Annotated in this window: 19 protein-coding genes; 7 read left to right on the forward strand and 12 right to left on the reverse strand. The window is 44.6% G+C overall.

From position 1 onward, the window contains the following. Positions 1-159: 159 nt before the first annotated feature. From G9X63_RS00685 to G9X63_RS00695, 3 genes are all read right to left on the reverse strand, one after another. Positions 160-1,833 carry a bifunctional metallophosphatase/5'-nucleotidase gene (locus G9X63_RS00685; RefSeq protein ID WP_252623300.1) on the reverse strand — a complete coding sequence of 558 codons (1,674 nt, stop codon included), beginning with the start codon at positions 1,831-1,833 and terminating at the stop codon, positions 160-162. A 5-nt stretch (positions 1,834-1,838) separates the two neighbouring features. Next, positions 1,839-2,885, reverse strand: a complete 1,047-nt coding sequence (locus G9X63_RS00690) for a c-type cytochrome (RefSeq protein ID WP_130897013.1) — start codon at positions 2,883-2,885, stop codon at positions 1,839-1,841. Between the two features lie 89 nt (positions 2,886-2,974). After that, positions 2,975-3,631, reverse strand: coding sequence for a DUF2202 domain-containing protein (locus tag G9X63_RS00695; protein ID WP_252623303.1), 657 nt, complete (start codon positions 3,629-3,631; stop codon positions 2,975-2,977). A 143-nt stretch (positions 3,632-3,774) separates the two neighbouring features. Here G9X63_RS00695 and G9X63_RS00700 point away from each other — a divergent pair, with 143 nt between their 5' ends. Next, entirely contained in the window at positions 3,775-4,965 is a 1,191-nt protein-coding gene (locus G9X63_RS00700; protein WP_252623306.1) for an NAD(P)/FAD-dependent oxidoreductase, read from the forward strand. Positions 4,966-4,998: 33 nt separating this feature from the next. Here the strand turns inward: G9X63_RS00700 and G9X63_RS00705 are convergent, their stop codons facing one another. Continuing rightward, positions 4,999-5,403 (reverse strand): DsrE family protein, encoded by a 405-nt coding sequence (locus G9X63_RS00705; protein WP_252623309.1) that lies wholly within the window; start codon positions 5,401-5,403, stop codon positions 4,999-5,001. Between the two features lie 35 nt (positions 5,404-5,438). Between G9X63_RS00705 and G9X63_RS00710 the strand changes: the two genes are divergently transcribed. Further along, positions 5,439-6,035: a class I SAM-dependent methyltransferase gene (locus G9X63_RS00710; protein ID WP_161566420.1), complete on the forward strand. Its 597-nt coding sequence runs from the start codon at positions 5,439-5,441 to the stop codon at positions 6,033-6,035. Here G9X63_RS00710 and G9X63_RS00715 read toward each other — a convergent pair. Beyond that, positions 6,030-6,317, reverse strand: coding sequence for a DUF202 domain-containing protein (locus G9X63_RS00715; RefSeq protein ID WP_130897008.1), 288 nt, complete (start codon positions 6,315-6,317; stop codon positions 6,030-6,032). The two genes, G9X63_RS00710 and G9X63_RS00715, sit on opposite strands and share 6 nt — an antisense overlap. Positions 6,318-6,631: 314 nt before the next feature. Here G9X63_RS00715 and G9X63_RS00720 point away from each other — a divergent pair, with 314 nt between their 5' ends. The 3 genes from G9X63_RS00720 to G9X63_RS00730 all read left to right on the forward strand — a co-directional run bounded on the left by G9X63_RS00720 (position 6,632) and on the right by G9X63_RS00730 (position 8,267). Further along, positions 6,632-6,934, forward strand: coding sequence for a rhodanese-like domain-containing protein (locus G9X63_RS00720; RefSeq protein ID WP_252623312.1), 303 nt, complete (start codon positions 6,632-6,634; stop codon positions 6,932-6,934). Positions 6,935-7,269: 335 nt separating this feature from the next. After that, the gene (trxA, locus tag G9X63_RS00725) at positions 7,270-7,569 is read left to right on the forward strand and encodes a thioredoxin (RefSeq protein ID WP_130897006.1); all 300 of its coding nucleotides are present in this window, start codon (positions 7,270-7,272) and stop codon (positions 7,567-7,569) included. Beyond that, positions 7,566-8,267: a thioredoxin domain-containing protein gene (locus G9X63_RS00730; protein WP_252623316.1), complete on the forward strand. Its 702-nt coding sequence runs from the start codon at positions 7,566-7,568 to the stop codon at positions 8,265-8,267. Before trxA ends, G9X63_RS00730 begins: the two co-directional genes overlap by 4 nt. Before the next feature lie 119 nt (positions 8,268-8,386). On the opposite strand, the gene G9X63_RS00735 is transcribed toward G9X63_RS00730, so the two are convergent. The 5 genes from G9X63_RS00735 to dinB form a co-directional block, all read right to left on the reverse strand. After that, positions 8,387-9,583: an MFS transporter gene (locus G9X63_RS00735; RefSeq protein WP_252623318.1), complete on the reverse strand. Its 1,197-nt coding sequence runs from the start codon at positions 9,581-9,583 to the stop codon at positions 8,387-8,389. A 63-nt stretch (positions 9,584-9,646) separates the two neighbouring features. Then, positions 9,647-10,213, reverse strand: coding sequence for a Crp/Fnr family transcriptional regulator (locus G9X63_RS00740; protein WP_130897003.1), 567 nt, complete (start codon positions 10,211-10,213; stop codon positions 9,647-9,649). A 128-nt stretch (positions 10,214-10,341) separates the two neighbouring features. Beyond that, on the reverse strand, positions 10,342-10,848 hold the full coding sequence (gene msrB / locus G9X63_RS00745) for a peptide-methionine (R)-S-oxide reductase MsrB (RefSeq protein WP_130923114.1): 507 nt from the start codon (positions 10,846-10,848) through the stop codon (positions 10,342-10,344). Between the two features lie 259 nt (positions 10,849-11,107). Next, on the reverse strand, positions 11,108-14,026 hold the full coding sequence (locus tag G9X63_RS00750) for a DNA polymerase III subunit alpha (RefSeq protein ID WP_252623321.1): 2,919 nt from the start codon (positions 14,024-14,026) through the stop codon (positions 11,108-11,110). Further along, complete coding sequence (dinB, locus tag G9X63_RS00755) at positions 14,027-15,274, reverse strand: DNA polymerase IV (protein WP_252623324.1); 1,248 nt, start codon at positions 15,272-15,274, stop codon at positions 14,027-14,029. Positions 15,275-15,382: 108 nt separating this feature from the next. Between dinB and G9X63_RS00760 the strand changes: the two genes are divergently transcribed. After that, positions 15,383-16,081, forward strand: a complete 699-nt coding sequence (locus tag G9X63_RS00760) for an XRE family transcriptional regulator (protein ID WP_252623328.1) — start codon at positions 15,383-15,385, stop codon at positions 16,079-16,081. Positions 16,082-16,179: 98 nt separating this feature from the next. Further along, positions 16,180-18,276, forward strand: coding sequence for a Tex family protein (locus tag G9X63_RS00765; protein ID WP_252623330.1), 2,097 nt, complete (start codon positions 16,180-16,182; stop codon positions 18,274-18,276). 76 nt (positions 18,277-18,352) lie between these two features. On the opposite strand, the gene G9X63_RS00770 is transcribed toward G9X63_RS00765, so the two are convergent. Beyond that, complete coding sequence (locus G9X63_RS00770; RefSeq protein ID WP_130896997.1) at positions 18,353-18,670, reverse strand: heavy-metal-associated domain-containing protein; 318 nt, start codon at positions 18,668-18,670, stop codon at positions 18,353-18,355. 4 nt (positions 18,671-18,674) lie between these two features. Next, on the reverse strand, positions 18,675-18,878 hold the full coding sequence (locus G9X63_RS00775) for a heavy metal-binding domain-containing protein (RefSeq protein WP_130896996.1): 204 nt from the start codon (positions 18,876-18,878) through the stop codon (positions 18,675-18,677).

The raw sequence follows: 18,878 nt of genomic DNA on the forward strand, positions 1-18,878 counted from the left end.
GAGTAGAGATTATAGAGTAGAGAGTAGAGATACTTCATTCAAATTCAAAAGCTAGCATCAGCACAAACTGCATGCTAGCTTTTTTTATGTCCCTTAAACACAAAAATAGGATGCCGAACCTAATCAACACCCTATCTCTACTCTATAATCTATACTCTCCTATCTAAACGTATAATCCACCCCAGTCACTTGACTCAACAAATCTTGTGGCCCGTCTAATATCTTCGCATCGTGACGTAAAATAGGTGTCACTGGAGAGAATTTTGCTAAGTACTCCTTCATCATCGAGTGTAAAGTATAGGCCGTATTAGTCGCCTCTTTTACCCCTTTCATGCGGCATAACATATCTTCCGGATCGCCATCACGCTCACAAGCGCACAAGGTATACAGCCGGTTTTTATCTAATTCAGCGCCCGCAATGGTCACTTTTTGAACACGATGTCCTACTCGCTCAAAAGCTTTGAATTCGACTTGCATTCCTTTAAAACGGATAAGCCAGCCACCAAAACGTTTGGAAGCATCCTGAGCAAACACATTTTGCATCTCTTTTTCTAACCAATCTAAAATCTGTTGGCCCGAAGCTTTCGCTGTTCGGATGGTACTATCCACCGGTAACATATCATATAAATAACCCTCCGTAATGGCTACTTTACCATCCTTTCCAGGTACGCGTGGAGGACAAAAACGGAATCCGTTGGATAGAACAACATCTGCATTAACTTTCCATTTTAAAGCATCTACAATCATCGTATCGATGGTATTCTCTACGACAAAGTTGCGGTAAAGAGGAACTGTGCTATAGCCCAATACTTTATTAATTTCTTCCTTGTATGGCTTTTCTAAGTCTTGAACTAGTGTTTTGATCGCTGGATCTGCCGGGTATTTGATCGGATCGACTTCCACTAATTCATAGGTAGAACCTAGGACTTTACCATCCTTTACTTGAATGTCCAGTTTGCCAATAAACGACCCGAAGGCACCTGGCTCCACAATCTTCGTGTATTCCGCTTGAATCGGTTTACGAACCCTTTCATGCGTATCTGCCCCAAAAATATAGTCTACTCCCTGGCAATCGGGATGATTGCCCAAGGCAATTTGCTGAGATAAACCCAAGTGAGATAAGATAATCACAAAGTCACATTGCTCTTGCTCGCGCAAAAGCGTCACGTATTCTTTCAGATTATCCTCTGGTTTGGTATAAATAATTCCTTTTGAATACAAAGGGGATTGACGTAAAGGAACTAAAGGGTCTGTATAGCCCAAGAAGCCGATCTTTATTCCCATGCGGTGCATGATTTGGTAGGGTTGAAAGATCAGTTCACCTTTCTTTCCATCACCTAAATCGTGGTACATGTTCGCGCAAATTTTGGAAGCTAATAAACCACCCAATAATTTCTGCATATTCTTTTTATAATAAACAACCTCCCAGTTTCCTGGTAAATACAGATCATAATCCATCGCATTTAACAAAGGAACGAATGCCTGCCCCGTTGTTTTCACAGAGAGCATACTTCCTTGGAACATGTCTCCCGTGTCGAGCGTGATGGTATTCTGAGGATTTTTCTCCTTTAATTTCTGTAAAGCGGTGGCCATATGGGGGTATCCTCCAGCCTTGCGAAAGGTCAACTCATTATTTTCCCAAAACAATTCATCATGCGCATGCAATTGACAGTGCACATCCGTGGTTTGGAGAATTGTTATTTGACCAGATCCAGCGATTGATTTTGTTGATAAAGTAGTATTCTCTGCATTTTTAGCTTGTAAGCCTACAGGCGTTAACGCTGCCACACTCGTCAGTATTCCGCCTTGTAAAAATTTTCTTCTAGAGTTCATTCGGTTTATTTTTTAGACTTCTTGTGTTTCGCAATCCATTCTTTAATCGGCTTATATGGGCCATATTTATGTTGTTCTTCCGTAAAAGGATCAGCATAAGGGCCAAAAGGATGGTCAAAAGGCTTGCCCGCGACATCTGGCCAGTCCTTGCTTAAGTCTTTAGCCGGTCGTGGCATGGAATTGACATAAGCCGCTAAATCCCAAGCTTCCTCATCTGTCAACTGCGGTTTCTCGTAATTCGCTCCTAATGGCATGTTGTATTTCACATACCCAGCAAAATTCGACATCCGGTAAAGCCCAGCGCCATGATTATAACTATGAGGTCCCCAAAGTGGTGGATAAGTATACGACTTCCCATTTTCAGCCAGCACGCCACCGCCATCTGCCTGATGACAGGACTGGCATTTAGCTGCGTAAACTTCCGCACCTTTAGCGGGATCAATCGCGCGTTTTAAGCCTTTTAATTTGAAAATCCCTGATCCTTTAGGTGACTTGTCTTTCTTCACATCCGTGCCTAGCCATTTAATATAGGCCAAAATAGCCCGCATCTCCTTACTTTCAGCCGCTAATGCCTGGCCATTTAAGCTACGTTCAAAACAATCATTGACCCGCTTAACCTGATCTTCAATGGCCCCTGAACGAGCTCTGAATTTAGGATAGGTAGATTGTACCGCGAAATAATTATTTCCCCAAGGTTGCGTACCTGCATTCAAGTGGCAGTTTTGGCAATTCATGCCATTGGAAATAGCCTTAACAGAACCCTTTGGCCCTAAATAATCAGATGTGTGGCCAATTAACTCTTTACCATATTCCACTAGTGCTTTCTCCTCTGGCTTTAGATACATCATTCGCCAATCCGATGGTGCCGTCCAAAGATGAGTAAAGTTAGAATCTGGCTCCACATAAACTTGAGTAGAATCAGTGGCATCACTAGCTGTACTAACATGGGAGAACCCTAAATACCCCAAAAGACCAAACAGGGCAATTAATAAGGCATAAAGGAATACTTGTAATAAGCCTGGCTGAGTTGAATTTGAACTTGTATTAGACATAGAGGTACTATATTTAAAGCTATTAACGTACAAAAGACTAGATAAATCAGCATAAACGCTGTGACTTTTGTCACTATTACGATAAATGATTACATTTTTTCAGTAGGCGTTGTCACGATTGCGTCAAATTCGGCTTTGGTAATAAAAACAGGGGTGTAAGTGCCTCCCGCATTTGTCAAATTCTTGAAAAAAGAACGTAAGTGGTTGCGGCTACCTTTGTTTAAAAAATCATACACTAATTTAACATCTTGATTATTAGTTACTGCAATGGATTTATTCAAATCAAAAATATCCAATTCCTCAATTTTTGCCCCCACTTGATAGGCCGCTAATATGCTCCCATTTCCTTGGCTTACTAGCGCATTATAAAGTGATTGAAGATCTGCATTAACAAAAACGCCGCGTGGATTTTTATCCATAGGATCGACTAATTGGTATTTAGTTATAATCGTTAACATCGCCTCCATGTGGCTCAATTCGCTATTGGGGATGTTTTGAAAAATCTTAACCCCATATTTATCAAACATCGCTTGATAGACATCGTAGGCTAACTTTTCCTCCTCTCGAATAAACAAAACACGCTGCTTTTCAGCCGAGTCTACTGGTTCTACAGGCAAACTAGAGACTGTAGCTTGAATGGCGGACAAACTTTGAGACGAATTGCCTTGATCATCCCCAAGAGGACCTCCTTTTTCACAACTACTTAAAAAGACAAGAACAGCAACGAACGATAGGACCTTTTTCATATGAGATTATTTATATTTTTCTCAAAGGTAGGGTGCCTCTTACTGCCTAAGCGTGATGTTACTCACGAAAACAGACATGTGACTTTTATCACTTTTTAGCAAGAAAATAGGAGCTATTTTTGAATAAACTTAGACTGTTAACCATGAAAACACATCACCATATTGTCATCGTTGGCGGAGGAAATGCCGGTATTTCAATCGCCTCGCAACTATTACGTAAAGATTCATCTTTAGACATCGCCATCATCGATGGCGCAAAGAAACATTATTACCAACCCGCTTGGACCTTAGTAGGTGGTGGAGAATTCAATATTCAAGACACAGAACGCGATGAAGCATCGGTCATCCCTGCCGGAACCACGTGGATTCAACAGATGGTTTCGGGCTTTGAACCAGAAGAGAACAAGGTTACCCTAGCTGATGGAACCGATGTAGGTTATGATTATTTAGTGGCAGCTCCTGGGATCCAATTGAATTGGGGGGAGATAAAAGGCTTAAAAGAAAATCTAGGCAAAAATGGGGTTTGCTCTAATTATAGTTTCGAAACAGCCCCTTACACCTGGGAATGTATTCAGAAGACTAGAGGCGGCAAGGCAATTTTCACCAATCCACACACCCCCATTAAGTGCGGTGGTGCTCCTCAAAAGATTATGTACTTAGCGGCCGATTATTTCAAAAAACATAGCATTAAGAACCAGGTGGAATTTTGGAGTGGAGGTACGCGCGTTTTTGGCGTAGAAAAATATGAAAATACCTTAAAAAACGTTATTGCTCGATACGGTATACATACACAATTCTTTGTGAAGTTAGACGAGATTGATGGACCTAATAAAAAAGCGAAATTTGTGGGAATAGGCGAAGCGAATAAGGGCCAAGAATACTGGGTTGAATACGATATGATTCACGTAACCCCACCACAATCGGCACCGGACTTCATTAAAAAGAGTCCTTTAGCAAATGCTGCCGGCTGGATCGATGTAGAAAAACACACCCTACAACACGCTACATTCAAAAATATTTTCGCTTGCGGAGATGCTGCTGCATTACCCGTTTCTAGAACTGGAGCAGCTATTCGTAAGCAAGCGCCCGTTTTAGTGAGCAATTTACTGGCTGTAATGAAGGGCAAATCGATGTCAGCCTCCTATGATGGTTATTCCTCTTGTCCTATTATTACAGGATATGATAAATTAGTTTTGGCCGAATTCGATTATAACAATACCCCAATGGAAACATTCCCGATGGATCAATCAAAAGAGCGCTGGTCTATGTACCAAATGAAGAAATACCTACTCCCCTATTTGTATTGGAATCAAATCCTACCCGGAAAGATGTAAGAAAAAAGGCCGCTGTTAGGGCGGCCTTTCCATTTAATATTTGAGATAGGCCCAGCCGGCCTCCTGCTTAAGGACTACTTCAGCTACACCAGAGGGAACAGTGCCCGCTTGTGTTAAAATAGTAGAGCGATCAATTTTACGTTCGCGAATGGTATTTTCACAGGCTTTGAACAAAACGCCTGACGCAGCTAATTCTGCAATTTTGGATTTTTGAGTTGTTTTGCCATCGATTAAGATACCAATACCAGAACCATGAGCGACTAATTCAATTTGCGTAGTAGGCCCTAGTGCTGTTTGAAGATTTGAAATATTTTTCAATGCTCCGTGCCAAACTAAGGTATCCGAGGTATTTAATTGCACAACCACTTTGTGTGTTTGAGCATTAGCTGCAAAAGTAATGAAAGCAACAAATAAGGTTAACAGTAAGGTTTTTTTCATGATTATTTTTTTTTACTAAACTACAAATTTTACAAATGAAAGCAATGTGGAACGAGCGTTATCAAGCGGACGAATACCAATATGGAATAAATCCAAATGATTTTATGAAAGAGCAAATCACACCCCTACCCGCGAGCCGCATTTTATTTCCAGGTGCTGGAGAGGGACGAGATGCCGTTTTTGCTGCCAAAAAAGGATGGGAAGTCCACGCCTTTGACCTAAGTGAACAAGGGAAAGCAAAGGCGGAAAAATTAGCCTCAGCCGAAAAAACACGGATCCACTATAAAGTGGCAGATGCCGCGCTGGTAAAATTCCCTTTGGAATCTTTTGACGTCATTGCCTTAACCTATTTCCATCTGCCCTTGGAGACTCGATTACACTTTTACAAGCAATGCGTTTCGTGGCTTAAACCTGGCGGCTTACTTATTTTAGAAGGATTTAACCAGCGCCAACTCGGTTTAAGTTCAGGAGGACCTAAAAACGCAGAATGGTTATTTTCTACTGCAACTATTGCTGCCGAATTCCCTGGATTACAAATTCTAGTAAACGAAGAGAAGCAACGGACATTAAACGAAGGTCCACTTCACCAGGGTTTAGCAGAGGTTGTACAATTGGTGGGTCAAAAACTATAAAACATAGGCTTTGGCCGCATTTCCCACCATCTTCTTAGCTTCCTTTATTCGTTTTTTTTGACTAAAATAATTTAACACCCCTATAATAAGCCCTAAAATTGACATCCCATAAAATAGGTAAATCGCCCATCCAATCGTGTTAAATTGAACAATATTTTGAACACTTAAGCCAGCTACCAGAAAATACATGGAGGTTCGAATAAAAGATAAAAATGTGGTTTGATTAGCCATAATCGTACGCTGAATGGCTAAATTTTCTCTTAATATTAAGTCTTTGTTCATCAGTATAGATTTAATAAGGTGTGATTGAAGTCAAATTTTCTTGGTCCTGGACCACTCTACATTTATAAAAGAAAATAGAAAGAACTAAAAGCCCTTTCTATTCCTATGTCCTCTAAACCAAAATAATACTTTTGTATGATACTCAAATGTAGAATTTGACCAATGTTTACCAAATTCAATATGCAAAATTACCCTGATAACTTCAATTAAATCGTGACTTAAGTCCCAAGACTCAAACTATTTTAGGTGGTGACCAATATCACGAATTAGGCCTAGGGTTCACCGTAAATTTGTATTACTAAACAGAAAAAATAATGATTGGTTTAATTAAAAATTTATTTGGCTTTGGTCCAAAGGTTGACTTCAAGTCACTTTTAGCGGATGGTGCGACATTAGTCGATGTTCGCACTCCCGCAGAATTTAAAGATGGGCACATCAAAGGCGCCATCAATTTACCTTTGCAAACTTTAGGTTCTAATATGAACAAATTAAAGAAAGATCAGGTTATCATTACTTGTTGCCGCTCAGGAAGCCGTAGTGGAATGGCTCGCCGCCAGTTGCAAGCTGCCGGTTATACGCAGGTGTACAATGGAGGACCGTGGACTAATTTAAGATAAGAGATAATAGAGTAGAGAGAAGAGATGGTTGTGAATGGTTAATGGCAAATGGTTAATGATAAATGTTTCCCTCGGACTCATTCCCTCCGGACTATCGACTAAATCGCACAGCGATGACTAAACGACGCAGTCGTGACTAAATCGCGCAGCGATGACTAAACGACGCAGTCGTGACTAAATCGCACAGCGATGACTAAACGACGCAGTCGTGACTAAATCGCACAGCGATGACTAAACGACGCAGTCGTGACTAAATCGCACAGCGATGACTAAACGACGCAGTCGTGACTAAATCGCGCAGCGACTGACTACTGATTACTAGAAACTAACAAATTATGAGCAAATTCGCAGACCTATTGAAATCGCCAGAACCCGTTTTAGTTGATTTTTCAGCTGAATGGTGCGGCCCATGCAAGCAATTAAAACCTATTTTAGAACAATTAAAGGCTAAAATTGGTAATTCTGCCAAAATCATTAAAATCGATGTCGACAAGAATCGTACCTTAGCAGATAAATTCCAAATCCGTTCCGTACCTACGATGATCCTATTTAAGGATGGTAAGTCGGTTTGGCGTCAATCAGGGGTAATTCCTGCGAGTACTTTGGAAGGTATCATTAAACAACATTCAAAATGAGAAACGTATTATATTCATTACTAATCCTTGGATTATTATTTTCTTGTGGGCCAAAAGAGGGACAACAAGACCTAGGTGCGACTGAATTCCAAACAGCATTAACAGCTGAATCAAAGGCTCAGATTTTAGATGTCAGAACGGCCGGTGAATTCCAAGGAGGCCACATCGAAGGTGCACTTAACGCAGATGTTAGCTCAGCGACTTTCCAACAAATTGCCTCAGGCTTAGATAAAGACAAAACTGTTTTCGTCTACTGCCTTTCAGGTGCAAGATCTGCTTCAGCCGCAGGAATGCTACAAGAAATGGGATTCAAATCTATCGTCAATTTAACAGGAGGTATGTTAGCTTGGCAATCAGCTAATCTTCCCATCGCTACTGGCGAAGCGAAACAAGCAGGCTCTGCCGGTTTAACAGAAGCTACTTTTGCCGAAAAAATCAAAGGCAAACCGATAGTCATCATCGATTACAATGCTACTTGGTGTGGCCCTTGCAAGCAATTAAGCCCTATCTTAAAGGAATGGATTAAAGCTCAAAACGGCAAAGTAGAACTAATAGAAATCGATGTAGACGAAAACCAAGAGCTAGCAAAATCCAAGAAAATCGAAGCTATCCCCTACCTAGAAATGTACAAGAATGGCGTTAAGACGTGGTCTAGCGTGGGATTGATTGGGAAAGAAGAATTAGATAAATCTCTCTAATCATTGCGACGGAAACATTTACCATTCACAACTTACCATCTTCCCTCCCTATTCAGGTGTTAATGATGATTCTTTTTTGAAAATTATTGCGCAGCACAATTTTCAAAAAAGAATCATCATTAACACATCATCCTCCACTTAATCACCCCCGCGGAACCCAACGTCAATAATCCAATGACGATTACACTCACTTCTAGTTCGAAATAGTCCGCTAAAACACCTGTTAAAATAGCACCAAAAGCATAGCCTAAATCGCGCCACAGGCGAAAAGTGCCTAAACTAGCGGCTCGATCAGCTGGGTGTGTGTTTTCTGCAATGGATGCTAAAAAAGTCGGATAGACAACCGCTGTTCCTACGCCTATCACAAAGGATAGGATGGCAAAAGCGGCGAATGTTTGAGCCCAAATAAGACCTAATATGGCAAAGGCTTGGAGAAGCATGCCGATAAATAATAAATCTTTTTGGCAAATAAAATCAGATAAACGTCCTGTCCCTAATTGCGCTAGGCCCCAAACCAGGGGATAGATGGCCGTAATCATCCCTATTTGGCCTAAATCAAAACCTTTAGTAGCTAATAACAGGGGAAATAGCCCCCATATCATCCCATCGTTCAGATTATTGACAAGACCTGCTTGAGAGATAGCTCCTAAATTTCGATGCAATAAAGAAGTATCCCAAAACGGATTTTTAAGTAAAGGGAGGGAACTTTCTTGGGCCGCTTTTTGGACAAATGACCGAGTATCTTTCACCCAAATCCAAGAAATCAACAAGCCCAAAAACACAAATACTATCCCGATATAAAAGGGATAAGGCCTAATTCCGTATGTATTCGCTATCCAGGCCGTTAAAAGCGCCACTAAACCGACAGATAAATAACCCGCGAATTCATTAATTCCCATGGCTAAACCCCGCTGCTTATCCCCCACTAGATCGATTTTCATAGTCACGGTACTAGACCAAGCGAGGCCCTGATTAATTCCCAAAAGTACATTAGCAGCCACAATCCAATTCCAAGTAGGCGCCCACATCAACAAGAACGGAATGGGAATCGCAAAAAGCCAACCGTAAATCAACAAACGTCTACGGCCCAATGTATTCGCAAAATGACCAGCGAAGTAATTTGTTAAGGCTTTGACAATACCAAAAACGACGATAAAGGAAAAGATGGCTGAATGAGAGGCAATAGAAAATTCTTGCGCCGCTAATTGAGACAAAATGGAACGTTCAAGGCCGACCATCCCGCCCACAAAGGCATTCACTAAAACCAACAAACTGAACTGCTGCCAATTCTCTTTCAATCCGAACCGAACTTCCATTTGCGTAAAATTTAGACACAAAGGTGCTCAGATGAACGCCAAAAGCACTTAACAAATGTTAAATTAGGATTTCTTCGCGCGAATGCGACTCAAACTTACCTGTGTGATTCCCAGATAAGAAGCAATAAATTTCAATGGAGCCCTCTTTAATACCTCAGGCTGCTCTTTCTCCAATAAGTGATAGCGTTCCTCTGCCGCATGAAACTGCAAATTTTCTATCCGTTGTATAGTCTCCACATAGGCCTTTTCAAACAATTTTGAGAACAAGCGTTCTATATCACGGTGCTCCTCGTACAGCGAAGTTAAAGCGGACGTATCAATGGACCAAAGCTCCGAATCCTCCAAAACCTGTATGCCTTTTTGACTAGGCTTACCCGCAAAAAGGCTTTCAGCCCGCGCAATCAAGTTGAATTCTCCATAAAAGCCCTCTGTCACATCCGTTCCGTCTTTGATATAATAAATACGAGCCATTCCCTTTTTCAAAAAATAAAGGGTCTTGCAGGTTTGGCCGATGGATTGCAAATCCTGGTTTTTAGCAATACGAATCTCCCGGCAAATACCTGCCAATGCCTCTTGAGAAGCTGCGCTCAGAGGGTAAATAGACTGGAAATAGGGGATGATGGGGGACATAGTTAACAGTTGTCAGTGGACAGTGGTCAGTAGGCAGTGGAGAGTATAGATTACAGAGTAGAGAGCACAGAGTAAACATTTACACTTTACCATTCACCATCTCTTCTCTATACTCTCCTATCTCTACTCTATTTCTTTACCGCTTCAAACCCTATCGACACCGAATTCACGCAATAGCGCAATCCTGTATCCGTAGGACCGTCGTCAAACACGTGGCCTAAATGGCCTCCGCATTTTGCACAGGTAATTTCTGTGCGGCGCATGCCTAAGGTATTGTCTACGGTTTCTTTGATCACACCTGCTTTCACTTCCTTGTCAAAACTAGGCCAGCCGCAATGTGAATCGAATTTAGAATCAGAGCTAAAAAGAGGGGCTCCGCAGCCTCTGCAAGTATACATTCCCTTCTCGGTGTGCATCAAGAATTTGCCAGTATAGGGACGTTCGGTACCTTTTTGGCGTAAAATATAATACTCGTCTTCTGTCAATTTAGCCTTCCATTCGGCTTCCGTCTTAGGCAAATTTTCCATCGTCTTTGTTGCTGTAGTTGCTATCGTTTGTTTAGGCGTTTGTTTGGGCTCTTGTCCACAAGCCTGCAGGCTTACGAACAAAAGTACTAATCCTAGCATCTTTTTCATGTGATTATTATTTATAGCATAACGCAAGATAAGGGAAAAAGGTTTACGCGCCGCAAGCGGCAGTCATCGCTGCGCGATTCAGTCACGACTGCGTCGTTTAGTCGTCCTACGGACTTAGTCGATAGTCGCTAGTCGGGAGTCACTAGTCGATAGTCCGGAGTAAACATTTACCATTCACCACTTACCATTTACCATCCTCTCCTCTCTATACTCTCTTATCTCTAATCTTCTTTATTCTTTGTGCTTTATGCTCTATGCTTTAGACGTACCGCGGATCTACCCGCCACGCTAACTTCCGCAATTGTTGCACGCGCAGGGTTCTATGGCCAAAATCGTCCATCGACACGCCCTGCATCCAATAAATTCCACTGCCCCGGAAAGAATAGTTCTTTAGGTCGGAGGGGAAATGGACCGTATCAAAGAACTCGCCTTGGAGGTCCACAAAGTAGCCAAAATACATTCGTTCGCCCTGTTTCGTTCGGGTGGACTTTAAGGTGACGAGGTAGCCGATGATATCGCCTTTGGGCAATACTAAATCTGCATTCAATAAAGTCTCTGGCAATTCCTCAAGCAACAAAAAGGGCGAACAGAGAGGAAAACCGAGAATTTCCCATTGGTCGAAAGCATCCTCCTCGGGTTCGTGGATAAGCGGTGGCAAAACGCCGATGTCAGGGGAAAGCTCCTCAAACATCTCCATCGATACCACCGTAGAGACTTTGCCTTGGAAACGGGCGTGCGCCTCCCATAATAGGGGCTTTTTGGCCTGACCAAGGTTACGAAAGGCGCCTATGCGAATCAACAGAATCGATTGCTCTAGCCCGATGGACACGCGGTGCACGAAATCCTCCCAAGAACGGAAAGGCCCAGACTGCCTCCGCGCCTCGAGTATTTCTTGGATGACCCGCTTCTCCAGACCTTTAATGTGCACCCAGCCCAAATAAATTCGCTTGCCTTCGATTCTGGTTAGGTAGTCGCTCTCATTGATCTCCGGTGCCTCCACCTCCGCCCCACAGCGCCGAGCCTCGTGCACATAAAATTCGGTTCGGTAGAATCCTCCAAAATTATTAATCACCGCCACCATAAATTCGAGCGGGTAATAGGTCTTCAGATAGAGACTTTGATAGCTTTCTACGGCAAAAGAAGCGGAGTGCGCCTTCGAAAAGGAATAGCCCGAAAAGCTTTCCATCTGCCTCCACACCTCGCGTGAAACGGCTTCTGGATAGCCTTTGGCAGCACAATTCTCGAAAAAAGCCTGCCTGATGCGGTCAAATTCGGCTCTAGAACGGTATTTACCCGACATCCCGCGGCGCAGTACATCGGCCTCCGCTAAGGTCAGTCCGGCAAAATAGTGAGCCACCTTGATCACGTCTTCCTGGTAGACCATCACGCCATAGGTTTCCTTCATCAGCTCCCCCATCAGCGGATGCACGGGTTCGTAGGAATCCGGCGCGTGGAAACGCTCGATGTAGGCCTTCATCATCCCGGACGAGGCGACGCCGGGACGAATAATAGAGGATGCAGCGACTAGGGTGATGTAATCTTGGCAACGTAACTTCTTTAAGAGCGAACGCATCGCGGGCGATTCGATGTAGAAGCAGCCCATCGTCTCGTGGCGCATCAGCTGTTTGCGTACGCCTTCGTCTTTCATAAAGTCCTGAACTCGGTGGACGTCGACATCGACTCCCCGGTTTGCGCGGATGATGTCGACGGACTCTTTGATGTGGCCGAGGCCTCTTTGGGACAAAATATCAAACTTCGCAAAGCCGATCTCCTCCGCCACGTACATATCGAACTGGCAGATGGGGAAACCTTTGGGCATTCCCTCCAAGGCCGTGTAAGCGGATAAAGGCGCGTCCGAAATCAGGATGCCGCCCGCGTGGATGCTGAGGTAATTAGGGAAGTCGAGCAAGAGTTGGCCGTATTTGACGATCAGCGCCTGTATTTCAGATGTCACCTCCCGCATGGCGGTGGCGGGATCGAGCCAGGCGTCTATTTCGGCTTTGGGAAGACCAAAAACCTTCGCCAATTCCCGGTAAATCGACTTATCCCGAAACGTCACATAGGTGGCCAGAAGACACACGTGCTTCGCCCCATAGCGCTTAAAGATATAATCGATGATGTCATCGCGCTCATCCCAGGAGAAATCAATATCAAAATCCGGCGGACTCGTCCGGTGTTTGTTGATGAAACGCTCGAAATAGAGGTCTAATTCGACCGGATCCACGTCTGTAATCCCGATGCAATAGGCCACAATGGAATTCGCCCCAGAGCCACGCCCCACGTGAAAATAGCCCCTAGAACGCGCATAGCGAATGATATCCCAGGTAATCAGGAAATAGGCATTAAAATCCAGCTCGTGAATAATCTTCAATTCCTTCTCCACCCGCGCCTTCGCCTCGCGATCGCCGCGCGGATAACGGTAACGCAAACCCTCGTAAGCTAGCTTGGTGAGGAGGGCTAAATCGTCTTCTTTGGAAGAACTAAACAGCGAACGATTCTTCGGCATTTTAAAATCAAAGCTAAAAGAGCAATCGGCTAGAATCTTATCCGCCTCCGCTAATAGCTGCGGGTAATCAGCACAAGAAGCCGCTATTTCAGCAGGAGTATAGAAACGTTCGTCTGCCTGCGCCTGGTCTTTGGGCGAAAGTTTGCTCAATAAGGTATTCAAATCAATCGCCCGCAGCAATCGGTGCATCGAAAATCCGCGCTGATCCAGAAAGGTAAAAGGCTGACACCAGACAAAATCACGCAGGTCTTTTTCTTTCCAAAGCAAATTCCGATCACTCGCCCGCACGCCCCAGCGCTCCCGCGGACCAACTAGCGTCTTGATCTTTTTCCGCATGGCTAGCGGATAAATCGTCCACACATCGTCTGAAACGGGAGGTCGCTCTGGCCAGGGCTCTTTGGAGACTAAATACTTCGTCGCAAAATCATTAATCTGTAAAAAACCGCGTTCATTCCGCGCTAAACATACATAACCCACCTCGAACTCCATCCCCACCACGGGCTTAATCCCCTCCTGCTGACACGCCTGCACGAAATCAAAGACACCAGAACTCCGATGTATATCCGTTAAGGCTAACGACGTAATGCCGCGCGCCTTCGCCTCCTGAACCAATTGCTCAGGCGAAAGCGTACCATAGCGCAAGCTGTAGTAAGAATGGCAGTTCAAATACATCTATTCGTCGTTTTTTGCGTGTGACGCACCAGCGGGTAAAGTAGCGAGTGTCGCCCCAGCAGATACTACAGCAGCAGGCAGTCGATTCCTCCGTTCGGCACTCCCCATCAATCCGCTCGCACGCAAGATGGAAAACTCGCCGTAGCGGTTCTTCAGGGAATCCATCGCCTGATACAGCGGCACGAGCTTCGCCCCGTCGTCAAACAGATTCAATTGCTCCTGCCCTTGTAACAGTTTGGAGAAACGCACCCCGATCAGCCGAATCAACAGCCTGCGGTCATACAGCTTCTCGAACAATTCGTAGACCGCCGGAATCAGGCGGTGGTCGCTGGCGGAAGCGGGAATACTGATTTGGCGGGTATGGGTGTCAAAATTCGAGTAACGCACCTTCACCGTAATACAGGACGTACATTGCCCCAGCTTGCGCAAATCATAGCTCAGCTGCTCGGTCAGCGACCCCAGGATCCGTCGTAATAAAATCATATCCGTACTATCCTGCTCAAACGTTATCTCTTTAGACAAGGACTTCTGCTCGGAATAAGGCACCACAGGACGTAAATCAATGCCATTAGCTCTTTCCCAAAGCATCGTCCCCGACTTCCCAAAGGTTCGCTCTAATACCCGCTGTGGCATTTGACTAAGCGTTCCTACGTGGACGATGCCCATATTACGCAGGGTTTGGGCCGTGACGGCACCGATCATCGGGATCTTGTTCACCGTCATCGGCGCTAAAAAGGCTTTCTCCTGACCGGCTAGCACCTGGTACTCCCCGGCGGGCTTGACGTGATTCGTCGCGACTTTGGAAACCGTCTTATTCACCGACAAACCAAACGACATCTGCAACCCAATCTGCTTTTTAATCCGATCCCGCAGATCCTGGGCAAAAGCATAGGAGCCAAAAAAGCGCTCCATCCCCGTCATATCCAAATAAAACTCATCAATCGAGGCTTTCTCCACTAAAGGCGCCCGCTCCATAATCAGCGAGGTCACCATCTCCGAATGCTGCACATACGCCTCGTAATCACCCCTTAACACAATCGCATCCGGACACAATTTCAGCGCCATCTTCATGGGCATCGCAGAACGCACCCCAAAAGCCCGCGTCTCATAACTACACGCCGCCACCACGCCTCGATCCGAACCACCGCCCACAATGACCGGCTGGCCCACGAGTCGTGTATCTCGGAGTCGCTCTACCGAGACAAAGAAACTGTCTAAATCCATGTGCACAATCGCGCGCTCCTGCATAAAATTGGTAGATATTTGGGTATTTTGAATACCTTTCGTAACTTCGAAAAGTATACGAAGAAATTTTAGATACGAATTTTATTCATTTTCCTTTAATAAGCAAATCGCATGAGCACTTTTTTTAGTCAGAATTTACGTTTTTTACGCAGCAAGATGTCGGAGAAAACTTCGCAGGAAAAACTGGCGGAATTACTGAATATTAAGAAGCCGACTTTGGGCTCGTATGAGTCCGGAAGAGCGGAGCCTAAATATGCGGATTTGATCTCCCTAGCGGAGTTTTTCAAAGTCGAAGTAGATGAATTATTGAAAGAAGATTTGTCCAAAAGAATCCCCGGCTTGTCGAACAAACCTAAGCTACGAATTTTAGCTACGACGGTCGACGCGAACAATGAAGAGAATATCGAGATGGTACCGGTCAAAGCTTTGGCAGGATACACTGCCTCCTACGACGACCTCGACTTCGTGCGCGATCTCCCTACCTTCCAAGTGCCTTTCCTACCTAAAGACAAGAAATACCGCGTTTTCCCCATCAAAGGCGAATCGATGTTGCCTCTACAACCGGGCTCTTTAGTCTTCGCTGAATACGTGGAAGACTGGACCCAAATCAAGGACGGCACCATCTGCATCGTCGTGACCCGCGAGGACGGCGTCGTGTTAAAGCAGGTCATCAACCACCTCGCAGAACGCAAAGTCTTGATCCTGAACTCCACGAACAAGACCTACGACCCTTACCCGATTTTGGGCTCTGAAATCCAGGAAATCTGGAAGTTCGCGGGGTATTTTTATAATGAATTTCCGGAAAGTTAGATAATAGAGCATAGAGTATAGAGTAGAGATAAATATGAACATCTCTACTCTATAACTCCTATCTATACTCTCTACTCTCCTATCTCTACTCTACTACCATGTACCACAAAATATCCACCACTCTACAAATTTCCGAAAACCAAGTTCGTAAAACCATCGCCTTATTGGACGAGGGCGCCACGATTCCCTTTATTTCCCGTTACCGCAAGGAGGCCACCGGAAGTTTAGACGAAGTACAGGTAGCGGCAATTCGTGATTTACGGGACCAATACGTAGAATTAGAAAAGCGACGAGAAGCCATCTTGAAGTCGCTACAGGAACTAGATAAATTGACGCCAGAACTGGAGAAGGCAGTTAGAGGGGCTGAGACTTTGGCCAAATTAGAAGACATCTACCTTCCCTACAAACCCAAGCGCAAAACACGCGCGATGGCGGCCCGAGAAAAAGGCTTACAAGAGCTCGCAAACCAAATCCGCTTACAAGGCCTAAAAGACCCAGAGGTCTTAGCGGCTGAATACTTAGACAACGTAGAGGAAGCACTTGCAGGCGCTCGGGATATTTTAGCGGAAGAGATGATGGAAACGGCAGAAGCGAGAGAAGAAGCGAGAAATCTGTTTACGCGCAAAACGACTGTTAAATCCACGGTTGCGAAAGGCAAAAAAGAGGAGGGCATTAAATACAAAGATTATTTCGACTGGTCTGAATCCTTGACTCAAGCGCCGTCTCACCGGGTTTTGGCCTTATTCAGAGGCGAAAACGAGGGGATCCTAAACTTGAACTTAACAGGTCCAGACGAGGACGTATTAAATAGATTAGAGCGCCGGTTCTTAACCGGAAACAATGCCTGCGCGAAACAAGTGGGATTAGCTATCCAAGATGGCTATAAGCGCTTGCTAATGCCAGCGATGGAAACCGAAATGCGAGCTGAGGCGAAGAAACGCGCAGACGAAGAAGCCATTCGCGTATTCGCAGAAAATATCAGACAACTGTTATTAGCGGCACCATTAGGCCAAAAACGTGTCTTAGCCCTCGATCCCGGCTTCAGAACAGGCTGCAAAGTCGTTTGCCTGGATGAACAAGGAACGCTTTTAGACAATACCGCGGTTTATCCGCACACCGGACCTGGACAAGCTGCAGAAGCAGCTCACACCATCCAAGCCTGGGTCAAACAATACAAAGTGCAAGCGATTGCCATCGGGAACGGGACAGCTGGTCGTGAGACCGAATCCTTTGTACGTGGACTTAAGCTTGAAGGGATTACCATCATCATGGTAAACGAAAGTGGAGCGTCCATCTATTCTGCATCTGAAGCGGCGCGTGACGAATTCCCAGACAAGGATGTAACGGTTCGCGGAGCCGTTTCGATCGGTAGACGTTTGATGGATCCTTTGGCAGAACTGGTAAAGATCGATCCTAAATCCATCGGTGTGGGACAATACCAGCACGATGTAGACCAAAAGAAATTACAAGCCTCCCTCGACGATACCGTAATCTCGTGCGTGAACTCGGTAGGCGTGGAATTAAACACGGCCTCTAAACAGATTCTATCCTACGTTTCTGGCCTAGGACCTCAATTAGCCCAAAACATCATCGATTACCGCACCAAAAACGGCCCATTCTTAAAACGCTCTGACTTGAAAAAGGTCACGCGTTTAGGCGAAAAAGCTTTCGAACAAGCCGCCGCTTTCTTGCGCATTCGCAACGCGAAAAACCCGTTGGACGCCAGCGCTGTGCACCCCGAACGCTACGAAATCGTAGAAAAGATGGCGAAAGATTTGAACTGCAAGGTTTCTGATCTATTGGCGAACGAATCCTTACGCAAGCAAATTCGCTTGAGTCAATACGTGAATGCGGAAGTAGGTATGCCTACATTAACCGATATCATGGAGGAATTAGCAAAGCCAGGACGCGATCCTCGCGAGCAATTCGAAGCCTTCGAATTCACGGAGGGCGTAAATTCGATTAAAGATCTTCGGGTAGGAATGATGCTTCCGGGAATTGTGACGAATATTACGAATTTTGGCGCCTTTGTCGATATCGGCGTTCACCAAGACGGATTAGTTCACGTTAGCCAACTTGCTGACAAGTTTGTGAAAGACCCGAATGAAGTGGTGAAAGTGGCCCAAAAAGTGCAAGTCCGAGTGACGGAGGTGGATGAGGTAAGGAAGAGGATTGCGCTGAGTATGAAAAAATAGAGTAGAGATTATAGAGTATAGAGTATAGAGAAGAGATAAAATGTTCATCTATGCTCTATACTCTCCTCTTTCTAATCTAATCTTTCTTCTTACAGCAATTCGGCAACTTAGCATAGTCTTTTGCTATCGCCTTTACCTCATCAGCATCGTATCCCGTTTCCGAGATCACTTTTCTAATGCCAGCGGCATCGATTTTCGCCGCATCGTATTCCACGGTGATCACCTTGTCGTCTAGATTCAAATCAGACTTAGCCACGCCTTTCGTCAAGGCTAAATTCTTCTCAATACGCTCTTTGCACATTTCGCAAATAGCTGAAGTTTTAATCTTGACTGTCTCCTTAGGACCAGCCATTGCCAAAAACGGCAAAATCAACAAAAATAGAATCTTTTTCATCGTTTTATTTTTTAACTACTTTCAAATCCATCGTGCAAGCAGGGCACTTCCCTTTCTTCGAATAGGTCTTTTTGCCTTCACACTTCATTGGACACGCATATTCTTCTTTTTTACTCTCTTTAGTAGCCTTTTGAGTGGCTTGAGATGTGGACGCAAAGGCCCCAAACATACCCATTACTAGGGTCGAAACTAAGATGTACTTTTTCAT

Origin of the sequence: Aquirufa antheringensis (assembly GCF_023921165.1) — a bacterium.
Lineage (GTDB): Bacteria > Bacteroidota > Bacteroidia > Cytophagales > Spirosomataceae > Aquirufa > Aquirufa antheringensis.

Coding starts and splice junctions, on each gene's coding strand:
- G9X63_RS00690 (WP_130897013.1), bottom strand. CDS start 2,885: ATGTCTAATACAAGTTCAAATTCAACTCAGCCAGGCTTATTACAAGTA.
- trxA (WP_130897006.1), top strand. CDS start 7,270: ATGAGCAAATTCGCAGACCTATTGAAATCGCCAGAACCCGTTTTAGTT.
- G9X63_RS00685 (WP_252623300.1), bottom strand. CDS start 1,833: ATGAACTCTAGAAGAAAATTTTTACAAGGCGGAATACTGACGAGTGTG.
- G9X63_RS00695 (WP_252623303.1), bottom strand. CDS start 3,631: ATGAAAAAGGTCCTATCGTTCGTTGCTGTTCTTGTCTTTTTAAGTAGT.
- G9X63_RS00750 (WP_252623321.1), bottom strand. CDS start 14,026: ATGTATTTGAACTGCCATTCTTACTACAGCTTGCGCTATGGTACGCTT.
- G9X63_RS00760 (WP_252623328.1), top strand. CDS start 15,383: ATGAGCACTTTTTTTAGTCAGAATTTACGTTTTTTACGCAGCAAGATG.
- G9X63_RS00775 (WP_130896996.1), bottom strand. CDS start 18,878: ATGAAAAAGTACATCTTAGTTTCGACCCTAGTAATGGGTATGTTTGGG.
- G9X63_RS00715 (WP_130897008.1), bottom strand. CDS start 6,317: ATGAACAAAGACTTAATATTAAGAGAAAATTTAGCCATTCAGCGTACG.
- G9X63_RS00740 (WP_130897003.1), bottom strand. CDS start 10,213: ATGTCCCCCATCATCCCCTATTTCCAGTCTATTTACCCTCTGAGCGCA.
- G9X63_RS00765 (WP_252623330.1), top strand. CDS start 16,180: ATGTACCACAAAATATCCACCACTCTACAAATTTCCGAAAACCAAGTT.
- G9X63_RS00735 (WP_252623318.1), bottom strand. CDS start 9,583: ATGGAAGTTCGGTTCGGATTGAAAGAGAATTGGCAGCAGTTCAGTTTG.
- G9X63_RS00730 (WP_252623316.1), top strand. CDS start 7,566: ATGAGAAACGTATTATATTCATTACTAATCCTTGGATTATTATTTTCT.
- G9X63_RS00705 (WP_252623309.1), bottom strand. CDS start 5,403: ATGAAAAAAACCTTACTGTTAACCTTATTTGTTGCTTTCATTACTTTT.
- msrB (WP_130923114.1), bottom strand. CDS start 10,848: ATGAAAAAGATGCTAGGATTAGTACTTTTGTTCGTAAGCCTGCAGGCT.
- G9X63_RS00720 (WP_252623312.1), top strand. CDS start 6,632: ATGATTGGTTTAATTAAAAATTTATTTGGCTTTGGTCCAAAGGTTGAC.
- dinB (WP_252623324.1), bottom strand. CDS start 15,274: ATGCAGGAGCGCGCGATTGTGCACATGGATTTAGACAGTTTCTTTGTC.
- G9X63_RS00710 (WP_161566420.1), top strand. CDS start 5,439: ATGAAAGCAATGTGGAACGAGCGTTATCAAGCGGACGAATACCAATAT.
- G9X63_RS00700 (WP_252623306.1), top strand. CDS start 3,775: ATGAAAACACATCACCATATTGTCATCGTTGGCGGAGGAAATGCCGGT.
- G9X63_RS00770 (WP_130896997.1), bottom strand. CDS start 18,670: ATGAAAAAGATTCTATTTTTGTTGATTTTGCCGTTTTTGGCAATGGCT.